Below are 16,087 nucleotides of genomic sequence, written 5' to 3' on the forward strand. Positions count from 1 at the left end.
GGGGCGGTGCGGGTTACCAGACCAGTTCAACCCGCCGCAATGCGCCGACGATGCCGGGGACGGGGGAGAGGTCGGAACCTTTGCCGAGCGCGAATTCGGGGATGCGGCGCAGCCACTCCTCGAGCGTGATCGCCACTTCCTTGCGTGCCAGTTCCTGCCCCGGGCACATGTGCGGGCCGGAACCGAAGGTGGAGTGACGGGGGCGCTTGCGGGCCGGGTCGATCGCCAGCGGATCGGGGTTCACGCGGGGATCGAGGCCGTGGACCTGCGTCGGGATGGCGATCATGTCGCCGGCCTTGAGGGCTACGCCGTGGAAATCGGCAATGTCGCCACGCACTTCGCGGGCGATGGAGACGAGCCCGAAGCGGCGGAACAGTTCGTGGACCACGGGCAGGATGTCGGCCCCGCGCTGGCGCAAGTCGGCACGCAAGGCGCGGTTTTCGGCGAGTTCGCGCATGATGAAGCCGAGCACGTTGACCACGGTATCGAGCCCGGCGATCAGCACCTGGGTGACGATGGACAGCGCCTCGTCGCGGGTCAGGCGGCGGCCATCTCCGAGATCGGCGTGGAGCATGGCGCTGATCATGTCCTCGCCGGGGGAAGTGCTGCGCGCATCGACCAGCGGGCCGACGTAATCGAAGAACACCGCCTTGGCCTCGTCGAAGGTCATGTCCATGCCGGGGCGTGTCATGCATTCGGCCCAGTGGCGGATCTTCGGCGCTTCGGCGGCGTCGATTCCGACCAGCGCCATGAACACCCGGATCGGGAACTGTTCGGCATAGTCGGCGGTGAAGTTGCAGTGGCCCTGGGCGGCAAAGCCCTCGATCAGCTCGATGGCGGTGGCGCGGATGCTCTCGGACAGGCCGCGGATGGCGCCGGGATTGAGATGGGCGTTGAGCAGCTGGCGGTAAGGACGGTGCGCGGGCGGATCGATCGTGGTGGGGATGAGGCCGTGCATCTCGCCGACCGACTTGGGCAGGACGATAATGCGCGAGGAGAAGCGTTCCGGATCGGACTGGACGTCCTGCAGGGCCTCACCGCCAAGGGCAATCCAGTGGCCTTCGTTGCGATCGGTCCAGACGACGGCGGGATTGTGGGCCGAAAGGTCGCTCCACGCCTTGTGGAAGCCATGCTCCTCGAGCCCCGGCGGCATGTAGATGTCGATATCGACGACGCGATCATCGGGCACGTGCGACGGGCGCTGCATGGGCTGGTCCTCTCCTGTTTGCAGAAGATGATGCGACAGAGCCGCCGTCGCTGCGCTTGGCGTTTTGGATAGGTGGCGTCAGGAAGCGGGCGGGGGAGCGTCGGATTCCCGGCGGACCAGTTCGTAGGCTTGGGTGATCAGGCGGGGGGTACAGTCCTCGCCGCTGCGCTCGGCGCGGATCTGCTGCGCGAGCAGGTCGGTGGCCATTGCCGCCATTTCGCGGATCGGCTGGCGGATGGTGGTGAGTTCGGGCCAGATCGTGGCGGCGATGGCGGTATCGTCAAAGCCGCAGACGGTGAGATCGCGCGGCACGTCGAACCCGGCGCGGTGTGCGGCGGCGACGCAGCCTGCCGCCATGTCATCGTTCGAGGCGAAGATCGCGGTGGGGCGCTGCGGCAGGGCCAGCATGTCCATCGCCGCATCGTGGCCCGAGCGATAGGTGAACTGGCCTTGCCGGACCAGCGCTTCATCGACGGCGACGCCCGCCTGCGCCGTGGCATCGCGAAAGCCGGCGAGGCGCAGGGCGCTGGCGGACTGTTGCGGATTGCCGATGACGAAGCCGATGCGGCTGTGGCCGAGCGCGAGGATATGCCGCGTCATGTCGTGCGCGGCCTGATAGTCATCGATCATCACCACGTCGTGATCCGGCTCGGCCTGCCCCGGACCGATCAGCACCGCGCGCGTGCCCGCGCGGCGCAGGCGGGCGAGCAGCGCGGTATCGTCGCAGAGCGGCGGCGGCAGGAGGAAGCCGTCGACCGAGCTTTCGATCAGGCGGGCGATCATCCTGTCCTGATCGCGTTCGGGATCGCACCGTTCGACCACGAGGTGGGCGTCGAGCCGGGTGGCGGCGTCCATGCAGCCGATCAGCAGCTCGCTGAGATAGGCGGCGGACGGGTTCGAATAGAGCAGGGCGACGCGCAGTTGCGAGGCGCCGGCAAGGCTGCGCGCGGCGCGGTTGGGGGCATAGTTGAGCTGGCGGATCGCCGCTTCGACCGCGCGGCGGGTATCCTCGCGCACGCCGACGCCACCATTGACCACGCGACTGACGGTCATCGGCGAGCACTGCGCGAGGCGGGCGACGTCGCTGACGGTGGGGCGTCCAGCGCTGCGGCGCGACTTGGGTTCGTTCATCTGGTGCAGGCTCCCGTCGGGAAAGTCCTGACGCTGCCGGAGCGGCTTGGCAAGCGCGTTTCTGAATACGTAGGCACAAGGCCGCCCGCGCTTGCGCCGCCCCTGCCTTGCAATACAACAGCGCACGCGCAACCGGGGCGGAAGATGCCCGGAAACAGCAATTGAGAACGTAAACATGGCCGTCGACGCCGTGCCCCGGGCATGGCACTGTGCGAGCCGGTTCAAGGACTTGGGGGAGAAGGCAATGGCTGCAGGGCAGCAAGACCGGGTCAACATGGCGCTGGTCGGCGCGATAGTTTCGGTCGCAACCATCGGCGGATTGCTGTTCGGGTACGACAGCGGCGCGGTGAACGGGACGCAGGCGGGGCTGAAGGCGGCTTTCGCGCTGGACGACAATGGCCTCGGCTTCACGGTCGGCTCGCTGCTGGTCGGCTGCGCGGCGGGTGCTTTCACCGCGGGGCGCATGGCCGACCGCTTCGGGCGCAAGCGCATCATGGTGCTGGCAGCGATCCTGTTCCTGGTCGGCGCGCTGGTACAGGGGACGACCGGCAATCACGCGCTGTTCGTGGTGTTCCGCTTCCTTGGCGGCATGGCCGTGGGCGCGGCGAGCGTGCTTTCGCCAGCCTATATCTCGGAAGTGGCCCCGGCGGCGATCCGCGGGCGGCTGACCAGCGTGCAGCAGATCATGATCATCATCGGGCTGACGGCGGCTTTCGTGGTCAACTACGTGCTGGCGCAGCAGGCCGGGGATTCGCTGGGGCAGCTGGCCGGAGTGCCGGCGTGGCGCTGGATGTACCTGGCGCAGGCGGTGCCGGCGGTGGTGTTCCTGGTGGCGCTGCAGTTCATTCCGGAAAGCCCGCGCTATCTGGTGAGCAGCGGCCGAGCGGACGAGGCGCAGGCGGTGCTGACGCGGATCTTCGGGCAGAGCGAGGCGGCGCGCAAGGTTGCCGAGATCCGCGCCTCGTTCGCCACCGACCATCGCCCGCGCCTGGCCGATGTCCTGGCGCCCGGCACGGTGCTGCGCCCGGTGGTCTGGGCGGGCCTGATCATCGCGGTGTTCCAGCAGTTCGTCGGGATCAACGTGATCTTCTACTATGGCGAGACGCTGTGGAAGCTGGCGGGTGTCTCGGAGAAGGCGGCGCTGGAGCGCAACATCATCTCTGGCGTGGTCTCGATCGCGGCGTGCTTCGTGACGATGGCGCTGGTCGACCGGATCGGGCGCAAGCCGCTGCTGCTGATCGGTTCGGCGGGCATGACGCTGGCGCTGGGCGCGATGAGCTGGGCGTTCTCGCAAGGGACGCTGGATTCAGGCGGCGCGCTGCAGATGGACCCGTCGCTGGGGATGATCGCGGTGATCGCGGCCAACGTCTACGTGATCTTCTTCAATGCCAGCTGGGGCCCGGTGATGTGGGTCATGCTGGGCGAGATGTTCCCCAACCAGCTGCGCGGATCGGCGCTGGCGGTTTGCGGGCTGGCGCAGTGGGGCGCGAACTATGCCGTGGTGCAGAGCTTCCCGGCGATGGCCAGCGGCCTCGGCCTGGCCGAGACCTATGTTCTCTACACCGTGAGCGCGGCGGTGAGCTTCTGGCTGGTCAAGGCGTTCCTGCCCGAGACCAAGGGCAAGGAACTGGAGCAGATGGAAGGCTGGGGCGGGCACTGATCACAGGCGCGCCCCGCCGCGCTATTCGGGCCTGACGCCGAGGCGCTGTTCGGTGAGGATCTGCCACGCCGTGAGGAACAGCGCCCCGGCCACCGGGCCGATGACGATGCCGCTGAGGCCGAGCAGTTCGATGCCGCCCAGGGTGGTGACGAGGACCAGCCAGTCGGGAATGCCGGTATCGCGTCCGACCAGCATCGGGCGAAGCACGTTGTCGGCAAGGCCGATGACCATGACGCCCGAGCCGATCACCACCGCGCCCTGCCAGATCGCGCCAGTGGCGAAGAGGTAGACCGCGACCGGGCCCCAGACGATGGCCGGGCCGATGGCGGGGAGCAGTGCGGCGATGGCCATGAGCGCGCCCCACAGCAGCGCGGCGGGCAGGCCGACGATGGCGAAAGTGATCGCGCCCAGCGCTCCCTGCGCCAATGCGACGAGGACCGAGCCCTTGATCGTGGCGCGGACCACGGTGACGAAGCGGTCGACGAGGCGTCCGGCGATCGAGGATTCCAGAGGCAGGGTGCGCACCAGTTGCGGGCCGAGGGCATAGCCATCGCGCAGCAGGAAGAACGTGACGTAGAGTCCGACCGCGAAGGCGAGCAGGAACGAGGCGGCGTTGGCGCCAATGGCCAGCGCGCGCTGGGTGATGGCGCTGGCGCTGTTGCCGAGCGCTTCGGATATGCGGCTCTGCGCGGTCTCGAAAGTGCCGAACCCGGCATTGCCGAGCAGGTCCTGCAGGCGCAGGGGCAGGGCATCGTGGATCTGCTGGAAATAGGCGGAAAAGTTGATCTGGCCGGTGCGCATCTGTTCGAACACGCCCGAGGCCTGTTCGATCACCATCATGCCGATCAGCATCGCCGGGATGATCACCGCGAAAGTGATGATCAGCAAGGTCATCGCGGCGGCGCGACCGCGCTTTTCCGGCCAGCGGGCCAGCAGCCGCTCGTTCAGCGAATGGAACATGATCGCGGCGAGCGCGGCCCACAGCATCGCACCGAGGAAGTGCGAGACGACCAGCAGCAGCCCGACGGTGACGACAGCCAGCACGAGGACGAAGCCGCCCTTCTCGATCCGGTTACGCTCCAGCATTGATCCCCCATGTCGTGCGAGCCGGATGGCTCGTGTCATCCCAAGTGCCAGTGCAACGCGCCGGGGGGCAAGGGGTTTCGTGCAGAGGGTGGGTGGGAGCGCGAAGGTTGCCCGCGATCCTTGCGGACTTCCTGATCACTTCGTCATTGCGAGCGGAGCGAAGCAATCCAGAGCGGGTATGCGCCGACTCTGGATTGCTTCGTCGCTGCGCTCCTCGCAACGACGAAGCTCTGGTTTCGATCAGAAGCGGTTGAGCATGTTCTCCAGCCATTCCTGACGGCCCGAGACCGGGGCCGGGCGGAGGTCCTGCGCGACGGCGAGATCGGCGATCTCGGCGAGGCTGGACTTGCGGATGGTCTGGCCGAGGTCGCCGTTCCAGCCGGCGTAGCGTTCGGCGCGGAAGGCGTCGATGCGGCCATCGGCGATGATCGCCTCGGCGCGCAGCAGGGCCTTGGCGATGACGTCGACGCCGCCGATGTGGCCGTGGAACAGATCGACCGCGTCAACCGACTGGCGGCGGACCTTGGCGTCGAAGTTGAAGCCGCCGTCGGTGAAGCCACCGGCGCGCTCGATCTCGATGCAGGCGAGCGTCAGCTCCTCGACCGAGTTGGGGAACTGGTCGGTGTCCCAGCCATTCTGCGGGTCGCCGCGGTTGGCGTCGATCGAGCCGAACACGCCGAGTGCACCGGCCATGGCGATTTCATGCTCGAAGGTATGGCCCGAGAGCGTGGCGTGGTTGGCCTCGATGTTGACCTTGACCTCGTTCTCGAGGCCGAAGCGCTTGAGGAAGCCGTAGACGGTCTGCGTATCGAAATCGTACTGGTGCTTGGTCGGCTCGTGCGGCTTGGGTTCGATCAGGATCGTGCCGGCAAAGCCGATCTTGTGCTTGTGTTCGACCACGAGGCCGAGGAAGCGGCCGAAGTTTTCCTGCTCGGTCTTGAGGTCGGTGTTGAGGATGGTGTCGTAGCCCTCGCGACCGCCCCACAGCACGTAGTTCGCGCCGCCGAGGCGATGGGTGGCTTCGAGCGCATCGCGGACCTGCGAAGCGCCCCAGGCGTAGACTTCGGGACGGGGGCTGGTGGCGGCTCCGGCAAGGTAGCGCGGGTGGCCGAACAGGTTGGCCGTGCCCCACAGCAGCTTGCGGCCATGCCTCGCCTGAAGTTCCTCAAGATGGTCGACAGCCTTGGCGAAGCTGGCGCGGAATTCGCCGATGGTTTCGGCAGGGGCCATCACGTCGACATCGTGGAAGCAGTAGAACGGCAGGTCGAGCTTTTCGACGAAGGCCAGCGCGGCCTCGCGCTTGGCGCGGGCAGCGGCTTCGTCCTGCGGGCCGTTGAGCCAGGGACGGTCGAACGTACCGGCGCCGAACACGTCGCTGCCGGGCCAGCAGAAGGTGTGCCACATGCACACCGCAAAGCGCAGGTAGTCTTCCATGCGCTTGCCGAAGACCACGCGGTCCTTGTCGTAGAAGCGATAGGCAAGGTCGCCGGTGCTGTCGGGTCCTTCGTAGCGGACGGTGGCGAATTCGTCGAAATAGGCTGCGGACATCGGGTTACTCCTTGATCTGGCTGAGCGCGGCATAGGCGGCGCGGAAACGGGCGCGCTTGGACGCGAGGGCGGCGGCGAGGGCTGGGTCAGGCTCGATTACCGCACGGACGGGTGGGCGCGTGCAGACTTGCGCGGCAGGGGCGCCGGTCACCCCGATCTGGGCGAGGCGCGCGCCGCCAAGGGCGGGGCCGACCTCGCCGCCGTGGAGATAGACAAGGCGGACGCCGAGCACGCTTGCGAGGATGCGGCCCCAATGCGCCGAGCGGGAGCCGCCGCCGATCACGCAGAGTTCCTCGACCTGCGTTCCGGCGTTGCGCAGCGCGTCGAGCCCGTCGGCATGGGCAAAGGCGACGCCTTCGAGCACGGCGGCGGCCATCTGCGCGGTCGAGCTTTCGTTGCCGAGGCCGAGGAAGGCGGCGCGGATGTGGGGATCGTTGTGCGGGGTGCGCTCGCCCGAGAGGTAGGGCAGGAACAGTTCGGGGCCGCAGGCTGGGCCAACCTGTTCGGCCAGCGCGAAGAATTCCGCGGGGCCTGCGACGTTGCAGGCCTTTGCCGCCCAGTCGATGCACGAGGCGGCGGAGAGGTGGACGCTCATCTGGTGCCAGACGCCGGGCAGGGCGTGGCAGAAGGCGTGGACGGCCTCGGCCGGGTTGGGGCGGAACGCGGCATTGGCGACGAAGATCACGCCCGAAGTGCCGAGCGAGAGCATCCCCTGCCCATCGGACAGGACGCCGACGCCCAGCGCGCCCGCGGCATTGTCGCCAGCGCCCGCAACCACGGCAACGCGGTCCATGCCCCAGCCCTGTGCGACATCCTGACGCAGCACGCCGGTTACCTCCGGGCCTTCGTGCAGGCGGGGCATGTGGCTTTCATCGAGGTCGGTGGCGGCGAGCATTTCCGGCGACCATGCCCGGCGGGCGACATCGAGCCACAGCGTCCCGGCGCTGTCGGACATGTCGCTGGCCTTGTCACCGGTCAGGGCAAGGCGGACGTAGTCCTTGGGCAGCAAAACGCTGCGGGTGGCGGCGAAGACTTCGGGTTCGTGATTGCGGACCCAGGCGAGCTTGGGAGCAGTGAAGCCCGGCATGGCGATGTTGCCGGTGATGGCGCGGCTGCGCGGCTCGGCGGCTTCGAGTTGTTCGCATTCGGCGAAGCTGCGGCCGTCGTTCCACAGGATGGCGGGGCGCAGCGGCCGATCGTCGGCGCCGAGCAGGGTGGCGCCGTGCATCTGCCCGGCAAGGCCGAGGCCGCGCACTTGCGCACGCAGGGCCGGGTCGAGCGAGAGCACGGCCTGATGCGTGGCGCGGATCCAGTCGTCGGGGGCCTGTTCGGACCACAGCGGATGCGGGCGCGAGACGGAAAGCTCCGCCGTCCCTTGGGCCACGACGTCGCCGGTTTCCCCGGTGATGACGGCCTTCACGCCGCTGGTGCCGATATCGATTCCGAGGAACATGGCTTGAGTCTTTCGTGCGGAGCGAGGTGCATTGATAGCGCTACCTTTCGCGCACCGCAACGAAAAGCGGCGCCGTGGCAGGGTGCCACGACGCCGGGTGATTTCGGGGGAGGATCGGGTGCTCAGCCCATGGTTTCGCCGTTGTCGATGACGATGTTGGTGCCGGTGATGTGGCGGCCATCGTCGCAGGCGAGGTAGAGGACCATGTTGGCGATATCGATGGGCTGGCCCATGCCGTGGTTGTTGGCCTGTTCGAGGCCTGCGTTGTCGGCGGGCAGTTCGGCGAGGGCCTGCGCGGTCATCGGCGTGACGATGCCGCCGGGTGCGATCGAGTTGCAGCGGATGCGATAGCCCTGTTCGCGACAGTGGACCGCAATCGAGCGGGTCATGCCGATGATCCCGGCCTTGGCGCCGGCATAGGCGGGAATGGCGCTGATGCCCTTGATGCCGCCGATCGAGGCCATGTTGATGATCGAGCCCGAACCGTCGCGGCTCATGTGCGGGATGGCCGCCTGGCAGCCGAGGAAAGTGCCGTTCAGCATGACTTCGGTCTGGAGGCGGAAATCGCCGTAGGGCAGGTCCTCGACCGTGCCGAAGCGGACGAGGCCGGCGTTGTTGACCAGCGTATCGAGCCGACCGAACAGGCGCAGCGTTTCGGCGACGACTTCGTGCCAGCGCGCCTCGTCGCGCACGTCCTGCTGCAGGAATACGCAGTTCGGGATCTCGGCTGCGGTCTTGCGGCCGAGGTCTTCCTGCATGTCGGTGATGACTACGCGCGCCCCTTCGCGGGCGAGCACGCGGGCATCTTCGGCGCCGAGGCCCGAAGCGCCGCCGGTGACGATTGCGACGCGGCCTTCCATCTTGCCCATCGATCATTCCTTTGTTCTTGAAGCAAAAAAAAGACCCCGGTCGTGCTGGTACAGCGACCGGGGCCAGGGAGGATTCCGTTTTGCGGAGTCTGCTCCGTCAGGTCGAAATCAGAAGTTGTAGCCGACCGTCACCCCGAACTGGCGGGGCGGAGCGTAACCGACCAGACCCATGTAGCCGGGGCTGTCGTAGACCGTGGAGATGTAGCGCTTGTCGAACAGGTTCTTGCCCCACAGGCCGATCGAGTAGCGCTTGTCCGGGCCGTAGTAGGTCAGCAGCGCGTCGACGTAGTAGGTCGGCTGGATGGTCGAACGCGGGGTGTTGACCACGGCGGTGTAGAACTTCTGCCCCGTGTACATCCAGCTGACATCGGCCATGATGCTGGAGCCACCCGCGAACTCGTGGGTGTAGTTGGCGCCGAGCGTGGAGGCCCACTTCGGTGCGTTCTGCAGGGCAAAGCCCTTGAGGTCGATGAAGGTCGCCGCCACCGGATCGAAGTAGAGGAAGCTCTTGTACTTCGTGTCGAGATAGGCGAGCGAGCCGCGCAGGGTGAGGCCTTCGACCGGGATCGCCTGGACTTCAAGCTCGAAGCCCTTGATCTCGGACTTGGCAGCATTGAGGATGCGGTTGCCCTGCACGTTGGTGGCCGGATCGAAGTAGATCTGGGCAACCTGCATGTCGCGGTAATTGGTGTAGAACGCCGCGAAGTTCGTGCGCAGGCGACGGTCGAGGAAGTCTGCCTTCAGGCCCACTTCGAAGGTATCGACCTTTTCCGGGTTGTAGGGCGTGTCACCGTCGGCCGCGACGCCGATGCGGCCGGTGTAGCCGCCCGACTTGAAGCCGCGCGCCCAGCTTGCATAGACCAGCTGGTTCTGGCCGACCTCGTAATCGAGGCCGAGCTTCCAGCCGACGTTGCTCCAGCTCTTTTTGCCGCCGACATCGAGGCTGCCGGGGAAGGTCACGTCGAACTTGTCCCAGTCCGGCGAAGTGAGCGCCTCGCTGCCGAGACCGGTGTCGAGCTGCGAGCGTGCATCGATGCTGTCATGCGTCCAGCGGATGCCGGCCGAGAATTTCAGGGCGTCAGTCAGCTGGGTGTAGGTCTGCAGGAAGGCGGAGAACGATTCCGTGCCCTGGTCCTGCTGGTTGTACTGGATCAGCCCCGGCAGGGCGAAGTCCAGGTGGTACATCTGGTAGTGGGTATAATTGGTCTTGAGGTAGAACAGGCCGGCGACGGCGTTGAAGCTGTCACCTGCCGAGAAGGCGCTGCGCAGTTCCTGGCTGAACTGCCAGCCCTTGGTGCGGCGGCGCGTGGCGTTGTTGGTCTTCGCGGTGCCGTCCTGGTCGGTATATTCGAACAGGGTGAAGTTCTTGTAGCCGGTGATCGAGGTGATGTCGCCCAGAGGGGTGTTGTCGTAGTTGATCGTGCCGATGAAGAACTTCGTCGTCATGTCCGACTGGTCGGGCACTTCGTTGTTGCCCGAGAAGTACTTGTCGGGCGCCTTGCACGGCTGGTTCGGCACGGCGCAGGGGCTGCGGTACATCGGCAGCTTGGCACCGTTCCAGAAAGTGCCTTCGGGGACGTAGTTGCCTTCGCCCGGCAGGCCGCCATTGACGACGATAGGCGCGCCGTTGCGGGCGGCGACATATTCGCCCTGGAGCGTGATCCGGAGGTCCGAATTCGGCGTGATGTAGAGCTGGCCGCGCACCGCATCGACGTTCTTGCGGCCCATGTCCTCGCCGTTCCAGACGTTCGTCACCCAGCCATCGCGCTGGGTGTGGATGCCCGAAACCTTGACGCTGACGAGATCCTTGGCGAGCGGGGCCTCGATCGAGGCGTTGACGTCAAACCGGTTCCAGTTGCCGTAGGTGCCGCGCACGTAGCCGCCGAATTCGCCGGTGGGCTGGTTGGTCACCACGTTGACGACGCCGCCGGTGGTGTTCGCGCCGAACAGCGTGCCCTGCGGGCCGCGCAGGATTTCGACGCGGTTGGTGTCATAGGTATCGAGCAGCGCGCCCATCGAGAAGAACTGCGGCACGCCATCGACGACGATCGACACGGTGTTGCCGGCATAGGGATCGGGTTCGATCACGCCGATGCCGCGGATGGTGAAGACGGCGTTGTTGGGGGTGTTGGCGAAGTTGTCGATCTGGACGTTGGGGACCGAGCCCTGCAGTGCCTGGAGCGTGGTGACGTTGTAGGCTGCGAGCGTCTCGCTACCGACCGCGGCGATCGAGATCGGCACCGACTGGATGCTCTCGGCCTTCTTCTGCGCGGTCACGACGATTTCGCCGAGGCCACCGGCGGGGGCTTCTTCGGCCTGCGCCTGCGCTTCCTGCGCGTATGCTGCTGCGGGCAGCGTGATGATGGCCAGCGCCGAAAGGCTGCTCATCAGGTGTGACATCGTATGCCTTTTCATCATTTCATCCCCTCCCGATGGCACCGGCATGCTGCGTCCGGGTTGCCATGTCCTTTGCGCGTTCCCGGCATAACCGGCGCGTCTGCCGGTTTTATGCTCCCAATCTGGCGGGGCGGGGAACTGGCCGTTTTGTCAGGCGGTCTTGCGCGGCGTTCGCAGGCATGACAGGACAATGACGATGGCCGGTTCAACCATGCAGAAGCGGATGCTTGCCGCGATGCGCCCCGCCGCCCTGGGCGAGGGCGAGCCGATCCGCTGGCAGCAGCGCAAGTCGGCGCAGACGCGGCTGAAGATGCTCGAAGCGGCGGTCGATTGCCTGGTCGAGGGTGGCTATCAGGGGCTGACCACGGCCCAGGTTGCCGAACGCGCCAAGGTCTCGCGCGGGGCGATGCACCACCACTTCGCCACGCGGATGGACCTCGTTGCCGCCGTGGTGGAGCACGTGTTCTATCAGCGCATGCGGCTGTTTCTGGACGATTACATCTCGGCCATGGCGCAAAGCCGTGGCGCGCTGCTGATCGACCTTGCCACCGAGGCGCACTGGCGCAGCGTGCAGAGCCGGGAATATGCCGCCTATCTCGAACTGGCCGTGGCGGCGCGCACCGACCCGGAACTGGATGCGGCCTTCGCCCCTGCGGCCAAGCGCTATGACGAGGTGTGGATCGCCGAGATGATTGAATCCTTCCCGCAGTGGAAGGACCAGTGGGAAGCGATGAAGCTGGGCAGCGACTTTGCCATTGCCGTCCATTCCGGGCTGCTGATGCAGGGGCCGGTGATGGGTGCGGAACGCATCGAGAAGGTGCTGCGGCTGACGATTGCGACCATCCGCGGGCTCTATGATCCGATGACATGATTCGCGGCGCAGCTGCCGGATTTCAAGACAGACAAGACCAGTGGGAGACGACAACATGACCACCGTGGCAATTACCGGCGCCGGGCGCGGGATCGGGCTTGAGCTGGCTCGCCAGCATGTCGAGGCGGGCGACCGCGTGATTGCGCTGGTGCGCAACCCCGAAAGCGCGACGAAGCTGGCCGATCTTGCCGTCGCCTCTGGCGGAAAGCTTACCGTGCACAAGATGGACGTGGCCGACGACGCCTCGGTCAAGGCTGGCGCTGCCGAGACGGCAGGCGAGGCCATCGACGTGCTCTACAACGTTGCCGGCGTGAGCGGTTCGGATCCGGCGGAGCTGGAAAGCTCGGACTGGGCGGAGTGGGACGAGGTCTTCCGCATCATGGTGCAGGGCCCCTTGCGCGTGCTGCAGGCGTTTCTGCCGCGCCTCGGCGAAGGCTCGAAGGTCATCAATATCTCGAGCCAGCTGGCAGCATCGACCTGGCCTTATGGCGGGTACTATGCCTATGCCTCGGCCAAGGCGGCGCTTAACCGCCTGATGCGCTCGGTGGCGACCGACCTCAAGGAGCGTGGCGTGATCGTCGGCCTGATGCATCCGGGTTGGGTGCAGACCGACATGGGTGGCGAGGCGGCAGACATCACGCCGACCGAAAGTGCCGAGGGTATCCGCAAGGTTGCCGCCGACTGGACGCTCGACCGCTCGGGCGATTTCCTCAAGTGGAACGGCGAAACCCACCCTTGGTAAGGAGCAAGCCGATGCCATTTACCGGACCGATCGAGGATCGCACCGCGATCCGCGAACTGATGGACACGCATGCCCACGGCGTGATGACGCTCGATGCCGAGCTGTGGGGTTCGATCTGGGCGGAGGACGCCTATTGGGAACTGCCCGAGTATCCCGATCTCGGCGGCTTTTCCGGCAAGGCGGCGATTGTCGCGGGCTGGACCGAATCGATGAAGCACTATGGCCTCGACAATTGCTCGAAGCCGATGGTCTACTTCATGCAGCCCGGCTCGATCGAGGTGGAGGGCGATACGGCCAAGGCCGTGGCCTATACCATCGAGATCTTCGACGATCCCGCCTCGGGCAAGCGCATCCACGCCACCGGGCGCTATGACGACGAGCTGGCGCGGATCGACGGGGCGTGGAAGTTCACGCGCCGTTCGTACCGCACGGTCTTTGCCGATTGAGCCACGCGGTCAGGAACCGCCCGGCCCTTGGGGGTTTGGGCGGGGATGGACACGAGACCCCTTGATTGCCTGATCATCGGCGCCGGGCCGGCGGGCCTGACCGCCGCGATCTACCTCGCGCGGTTCCACTTGCGCATCGCGCTGGTCGATGCCGGGCATAGCCGCGCGGCGCTGATCCCGCGCACGCACAACCATGCGGGATACCCCGGCGGGATCGCGGGCGAGGCGCTGCTGCGACTGATGCGCGAGCAGGCTGGGGAGTTCGGCGTGCGCGTCGAGCGTGGGCTGATCGAGCAGCTGGTGCGGCAGGGCGAGCACTTCCTGGCCGTGGCAGGGGACCGGCAGTGGCAGGCGCGCACGGTGCTGCTGGCGACGGGGGTGGTGAACAACCGCCCGCCGATGGCCCCGGAAGTCCATCACGAAGCGCTGCGGCGCGGGCTGCTGCGCTATTGCCCGGTCTGCGACGGCTACGAGGCGAGCGACCAGCGCATCGCGGTGATCGGCACGGGCGAGCATGGCCATAACGAAGCGCTGTTCCTGCGCGGATTTTCGGCCGAAGTGACGCTGATCGCGCCCGAGGGCCAGCATGGCATCGCGGACGGGCATCGCGAGGCCCTGACGCAGGCGGGTGTGGCATTGGTGGACGGGCCGTGCCAGCCTTTGCGTATTGCGGGCGACACGATCGTGGTGCCGACGCCAGCGGACGAGCTGGCTTTCGATACGGTCTATCCGGCGCTGGGATCGATCATTCGCTCCGACCTTGCGCTGAGCTTGGGAGTGAAGGCGAATGACGAGGGCTGCATCGAGATCGATCCGCACCAACGCACCAGCGTGGCTGGACTCTACGCTGCTGGCGACGTGACGCGGGGCCTTGACCAGATCAGCCACGCCATGGGGCAGGCCGGGGTTGCCGCTACCGCGATCCGCAACGATCTTGCGAAAAGTCAGCCCATCCTGCGCGAGCGATCGCTTCAGGGCGCCCAGGCGACGATGCGACCCGGCTGAACCTGTCGTATCGCGCCATCGATCCAGGCGCGGTAGAAACGCACGTCGGTGTAGACGCCCGGCGTATCCATCAGGCCGCACCCCGGCCCTGCCGAGACCAGACCGACCAGCACGGCCTTGCGTCCCGTACCCTTGACCAAAGGCCCGCCGCTGTCGCCCTGGCAGGTATCGACGCCGTTGTCCGAGCCCACGCAGAGCTGGCCGGGGCCGACGCTCATCTTCTGTGCCAGAAAGTTGCGGTTCTCGTTGCAGGCCTGCGGGAGGCGGACCTTGAGTGTACCGATCCGCAGGCTGCGGGCGAGCGATTGCGGCTCCTTGTCGTTGGCAAGGCGACTGCCGCCGACCGCGCGGCGGCCGAGCCAGCCCCAGCCGGTGACGGTCAGCGCCTGGCCCATGGCGAGGCGGCCGGGGGCGGCGCGGGGGATCGGTTGCGGCTGGAACTGGGGTAGGTCAACCCGGTAGGGCTGTTCGCCCAACTGGATCAGCGCGATGTCGTTGCGGATGCTGCCGCGCTGGTAATCGCGGTGATAGACGACGCCGGCGATCCGCCAGAACTCGCCGTCGCGCTCGATGCGGTTGGAGCCGAGACGGATGGTGCGGCCGGTGAAGAACTTCTCCTCCGGGCTGGGCGCAGGCCACACGCAATGCGCGGCGGTGAGCACGATGCGGGGGGCGATCAGGGCGGCGCCGCACAAGTGATCGCGCTGCCAATCCTCGCGCAGGCGCTGATATTGTTCGATTTCCTCGCGCAGCGAGGCGGGACTGCGTGCACCAGCCGCGCTCCAGCCACTGCGCGTCAACTGCGCCTGCCATGGCGCGACGCCGACCGGGGCAAGCGTCATGCGCGGGCCGCGCACGATCTTGCGGTTCCATGCCGTGTGGAAGGCAAGGACATCGTTTGGACAGGTCGCTGCGGCCTTGGCGGTCTGGTTGGCGGGGATGGGGTCCTGGCCGATGAGGGGACCGCCTTCGATGCAGGGCAGTTCCTCAAGCAGGTCGGCACGAATGGCCTCCGGCCCGATCAGCGGCGCGTATTCCGCCAGAATTCGCCAGCGGCCAGTTTCGACGAGGCTGATCCGCCTGGCGAGCCGAGCTGCCTTGCCGGGATCGCTTTCCGCGAAGATCCGCAGCACGGCGATGGCCGTTTCGGGAGGCAGGGTCAGCACATAACCGGCCAGTGCGCCGCGATAGCCGGAGCTCTGGGTGCCGACAAAGGCGAGGTAGGCCTCGCGCTCGACGGGGGACAGCCGGTCAAGCAGCGCGGCGAAAGGGCCGCGTTCGGCATCGCGCAGTTCGGCATTGAGTGGGGAGAGCGCATCGTCCTGCGCGTGGGCAGGCGTGACGAGGAAGGCGGCGAGCATGAGGGCGAGCATCAGCCAGCGCGAAACGATTACGCGACGTGCGGATGAAATGCCGGTCATGGCGCTGCCTTCCTCGTAAGGATGGTTACTTGGTGGTGTCGTTCTCCGAACGCGTGGTGTCGTTGCCAGCGCGCGTGGGTGCCGCGCTCGGTGCGGCAGCGGGATCGCTGGCCGATGCGGAAACGGTGTCCTCCATCATCGGCGCCTCGGTCGCCTCGGCGGTCGGGGTGGCTTCGGGCGCGGGCTTGGCGCAGCCACCGACCAGCGCGGCAAGCGCGGCGGTTGCGATCAGGATCGTGGTCTTCTTCATG

At 66.9% G+C, this 16,087-nt stretch carries 14 protein-coding genes; 5 read left to right on the forward strand and 9 right to left on the reverse strand.

What is annotated here, in order from left to right:
• Positions 1–13: 13 nt before the first annotated feature.
• Both I2488_RS00800 and I2488_RS00805 read right to left on the reverse strand, forming a co-directional pair.
• Positions 14–1,207: a cytochrome P450 gene (locus I2488_RS00800; protein WP_196273906.1), complete on the reverse strand. Its 1,194-nt coding sequence runs from the start codon at positions 1,205–1,207 to the stop codon at positions 14–16.
• Positions 1,208–1,285: 78 nt separating this feature from the next.
• Entirely contained in the window at positions 1,286–2,338 is a 1,053-nt protein-coding gene (locus tag I2488_RS00805) for a LacI family DNA-binding transcriptional regulator (protein WP_196273907.1), read from the reverse strand.
• 244 nt (positions 2,339–2,582) lie between these two features.
• Here I2488_RS00805 and I2488_RS00810 point away from each other — a divergent pair, with 244 nt between their 5' ends.
• On the forward strand, positions 2,583–3,998 hold the full coding sequence (locus I2488_RS00810; RefSeq protein WP_196273908.1) for a sugar porter family MFS transporter: 1,416 nt from the start codon (positions 2,583–2,585) through the stop codon (positions 3,996–3,998).
• 21 nt (positions 3,999–4,019) lie between these two features.
• On the opposite strand, the gene I2488_RS00815 is transcribed toward I2488_RS00810, so the two are convergent.
• The 5 genes from I2488_RS00815 to I2488_RS00835 all read right to left on the reverse strand — a co-directional run bounded on the left by I2488_RS00815 (position 4,020) and on the right by I2488_RS00835 (position 11,342).
• Positions 4,020–5,084 carry an AI-2E family transporter gene (locus tag I2488_RS00815; RefSeq protein WP_196273909.1) on the reverse strand — a complete coding sequence of 355 codons (1,065 nt, stop codon included), beginning with the start codon at positions 5,082–5,084 and terminating at the stop codon, positions 4,020–4,022.
• Between the two features lie 240 nt (positions 5,085–5,324).
• A complete protein-coding gene (gene xylA, locus I2488_RS00820) occupies positions 5,325–6,632 on the reverse strand; it encodes a xylose isomerase (protein ID WP_196273910.1) in 1,308 nt (435 codons plus the stop codon).
• A gap of 4 nt (positions 6,633–6,636) precedes the next feature.
• On the reverse strand, positions 6,637–8,085 hold the full coding sequence (gene xylB / locus I2488_RS00825) for a xylulokinase (protein WP_196273911.1): 1,449 nt from the start codon (positions 8,083–8,085) through the stop codon (positions 6,637–6,639).
• A 122-nt stretch (positions 8,086–8,207) separates the two neighbouring features.
• Positions 8,208–8,954 (reverse strand): SDR family oxidoreductase, encoded by a 747-nt coding sequence (locus I2488_RS00830; RefSeq protein WP_196273912.1) that lies wholly within the window; start codon positions 8,952–8,954, stop codon positions 8,208–8,210.
• A gap of 108 nt (positions 8,955–9,062) precedes the next feature.
• On the reverse strand, positions 9,063–11,342 hold the full coding sequence (locus I2488_RS00835; protein WP_246465393.1) for a TonB-dependent receptor: 2,280 nt from the start codon (positions 11,340–11,342) through the stop codon (positions 9,063–9,065).
• A 205-nt stretch (positions 11,343–11,547) separates the two neighbouring features.
• On the opposite strand from I2488_RS00835, the gene I2488_RS00840 reads away from it, so the two are divergent.
• The 4 genes from I2488_RS00840 to I2488_RS00855 are packed head-to-tail and all read left to right on the forward strand — an operon-like array spanning position 11,548 to position 14,415.
• Entirely contained in the window at positions 11,548–12,222 is a 675-nt protein-coding gene (locus tag I2488_RS00840; RefSeq protein ID WP_196273914.1) for a TetR/AcrR family transcriptional regulator, read from the forward strand.
• A 55-nt stretch (positions 12,223–12,277) separates the two neighbouring features.
• Complete coding sequence (locus I2488_RS00845; RefSeq protein WP_196273915.1) at positions 12,278–12,964, forward strand: SDR family NAD(P)-dependent oxidoreductase; 687 nt, start codon at positions 12,278–12,280, stop codon at positions 12,962–12,964.
• 11 nt (positions 12,965–12,975) lie between these two features.
• Entirely contained in the window at positions 12,976–13,410 is a 435-nt protein-coding gene (locus tag I2488_RS00850) for a nuclear transport factor 2 family protein (RefSeq protein WP_196273916.1), read from the forward strand.
• A gap of 45 nt (positions 13,411–13,455) precedes the next feature.
• Positions 13,456–14,415 carry an NAD(P)/FAD-dependent oxidoreductase gene (locus I2488_RS00855; protein WP_196273917.1) on the forward strand — a complete coding sequence of 320 codons (960 nt, stop codon included), beginning with the start codon at positions 13,456–13,458 and terminating at the stop codon, positions 14,413–14,415.
• Here the strand turns inward: I2488_RS00855 and I2488_RS00860 are convergent.
• Together I2488_RS00860 and I2488_RS00865 are read right to left on the reverse strand one after the other, a co-directional pair.
• Entirely contained in the window at positions 14,382–15,836 is a 1,455-nt protein-coding gene (locus I2488_RS00860; RefSeq protein WP_196273918.1) for a serine protease, read from the reverse strand. The genes I2488_RS00855 and I2488_RS00860 overlap by 34 nt on opposite strands.
• Before the next feature lie 25 nt (positions 15,837–15,861).
• Positions 15,862–16,086 (reverse strand): hypothetical protein, encoded by a 225-nt coding sequence (locus tag I2488_RS00865; protein ID WP_196273919.1) that lies wholly within the window; start codon positions 16,084–16,086, stop codon positions 15,862–15,864.
• Position 16,087: the final 1 nt, after the last annotated feature.

It is taken from the genome of Novosphingobium jiangmenense (assembly GCF_015694345.1).
In the GTDB taxonomy this organism is placed as follows: domain Bacteria; phylum Pseudomonadota; class Alphaproteobacteria; order Sphingomonadales; family Sphingomonadaceae; genus Novosphingobium; species Novosphingobium jiangmenense.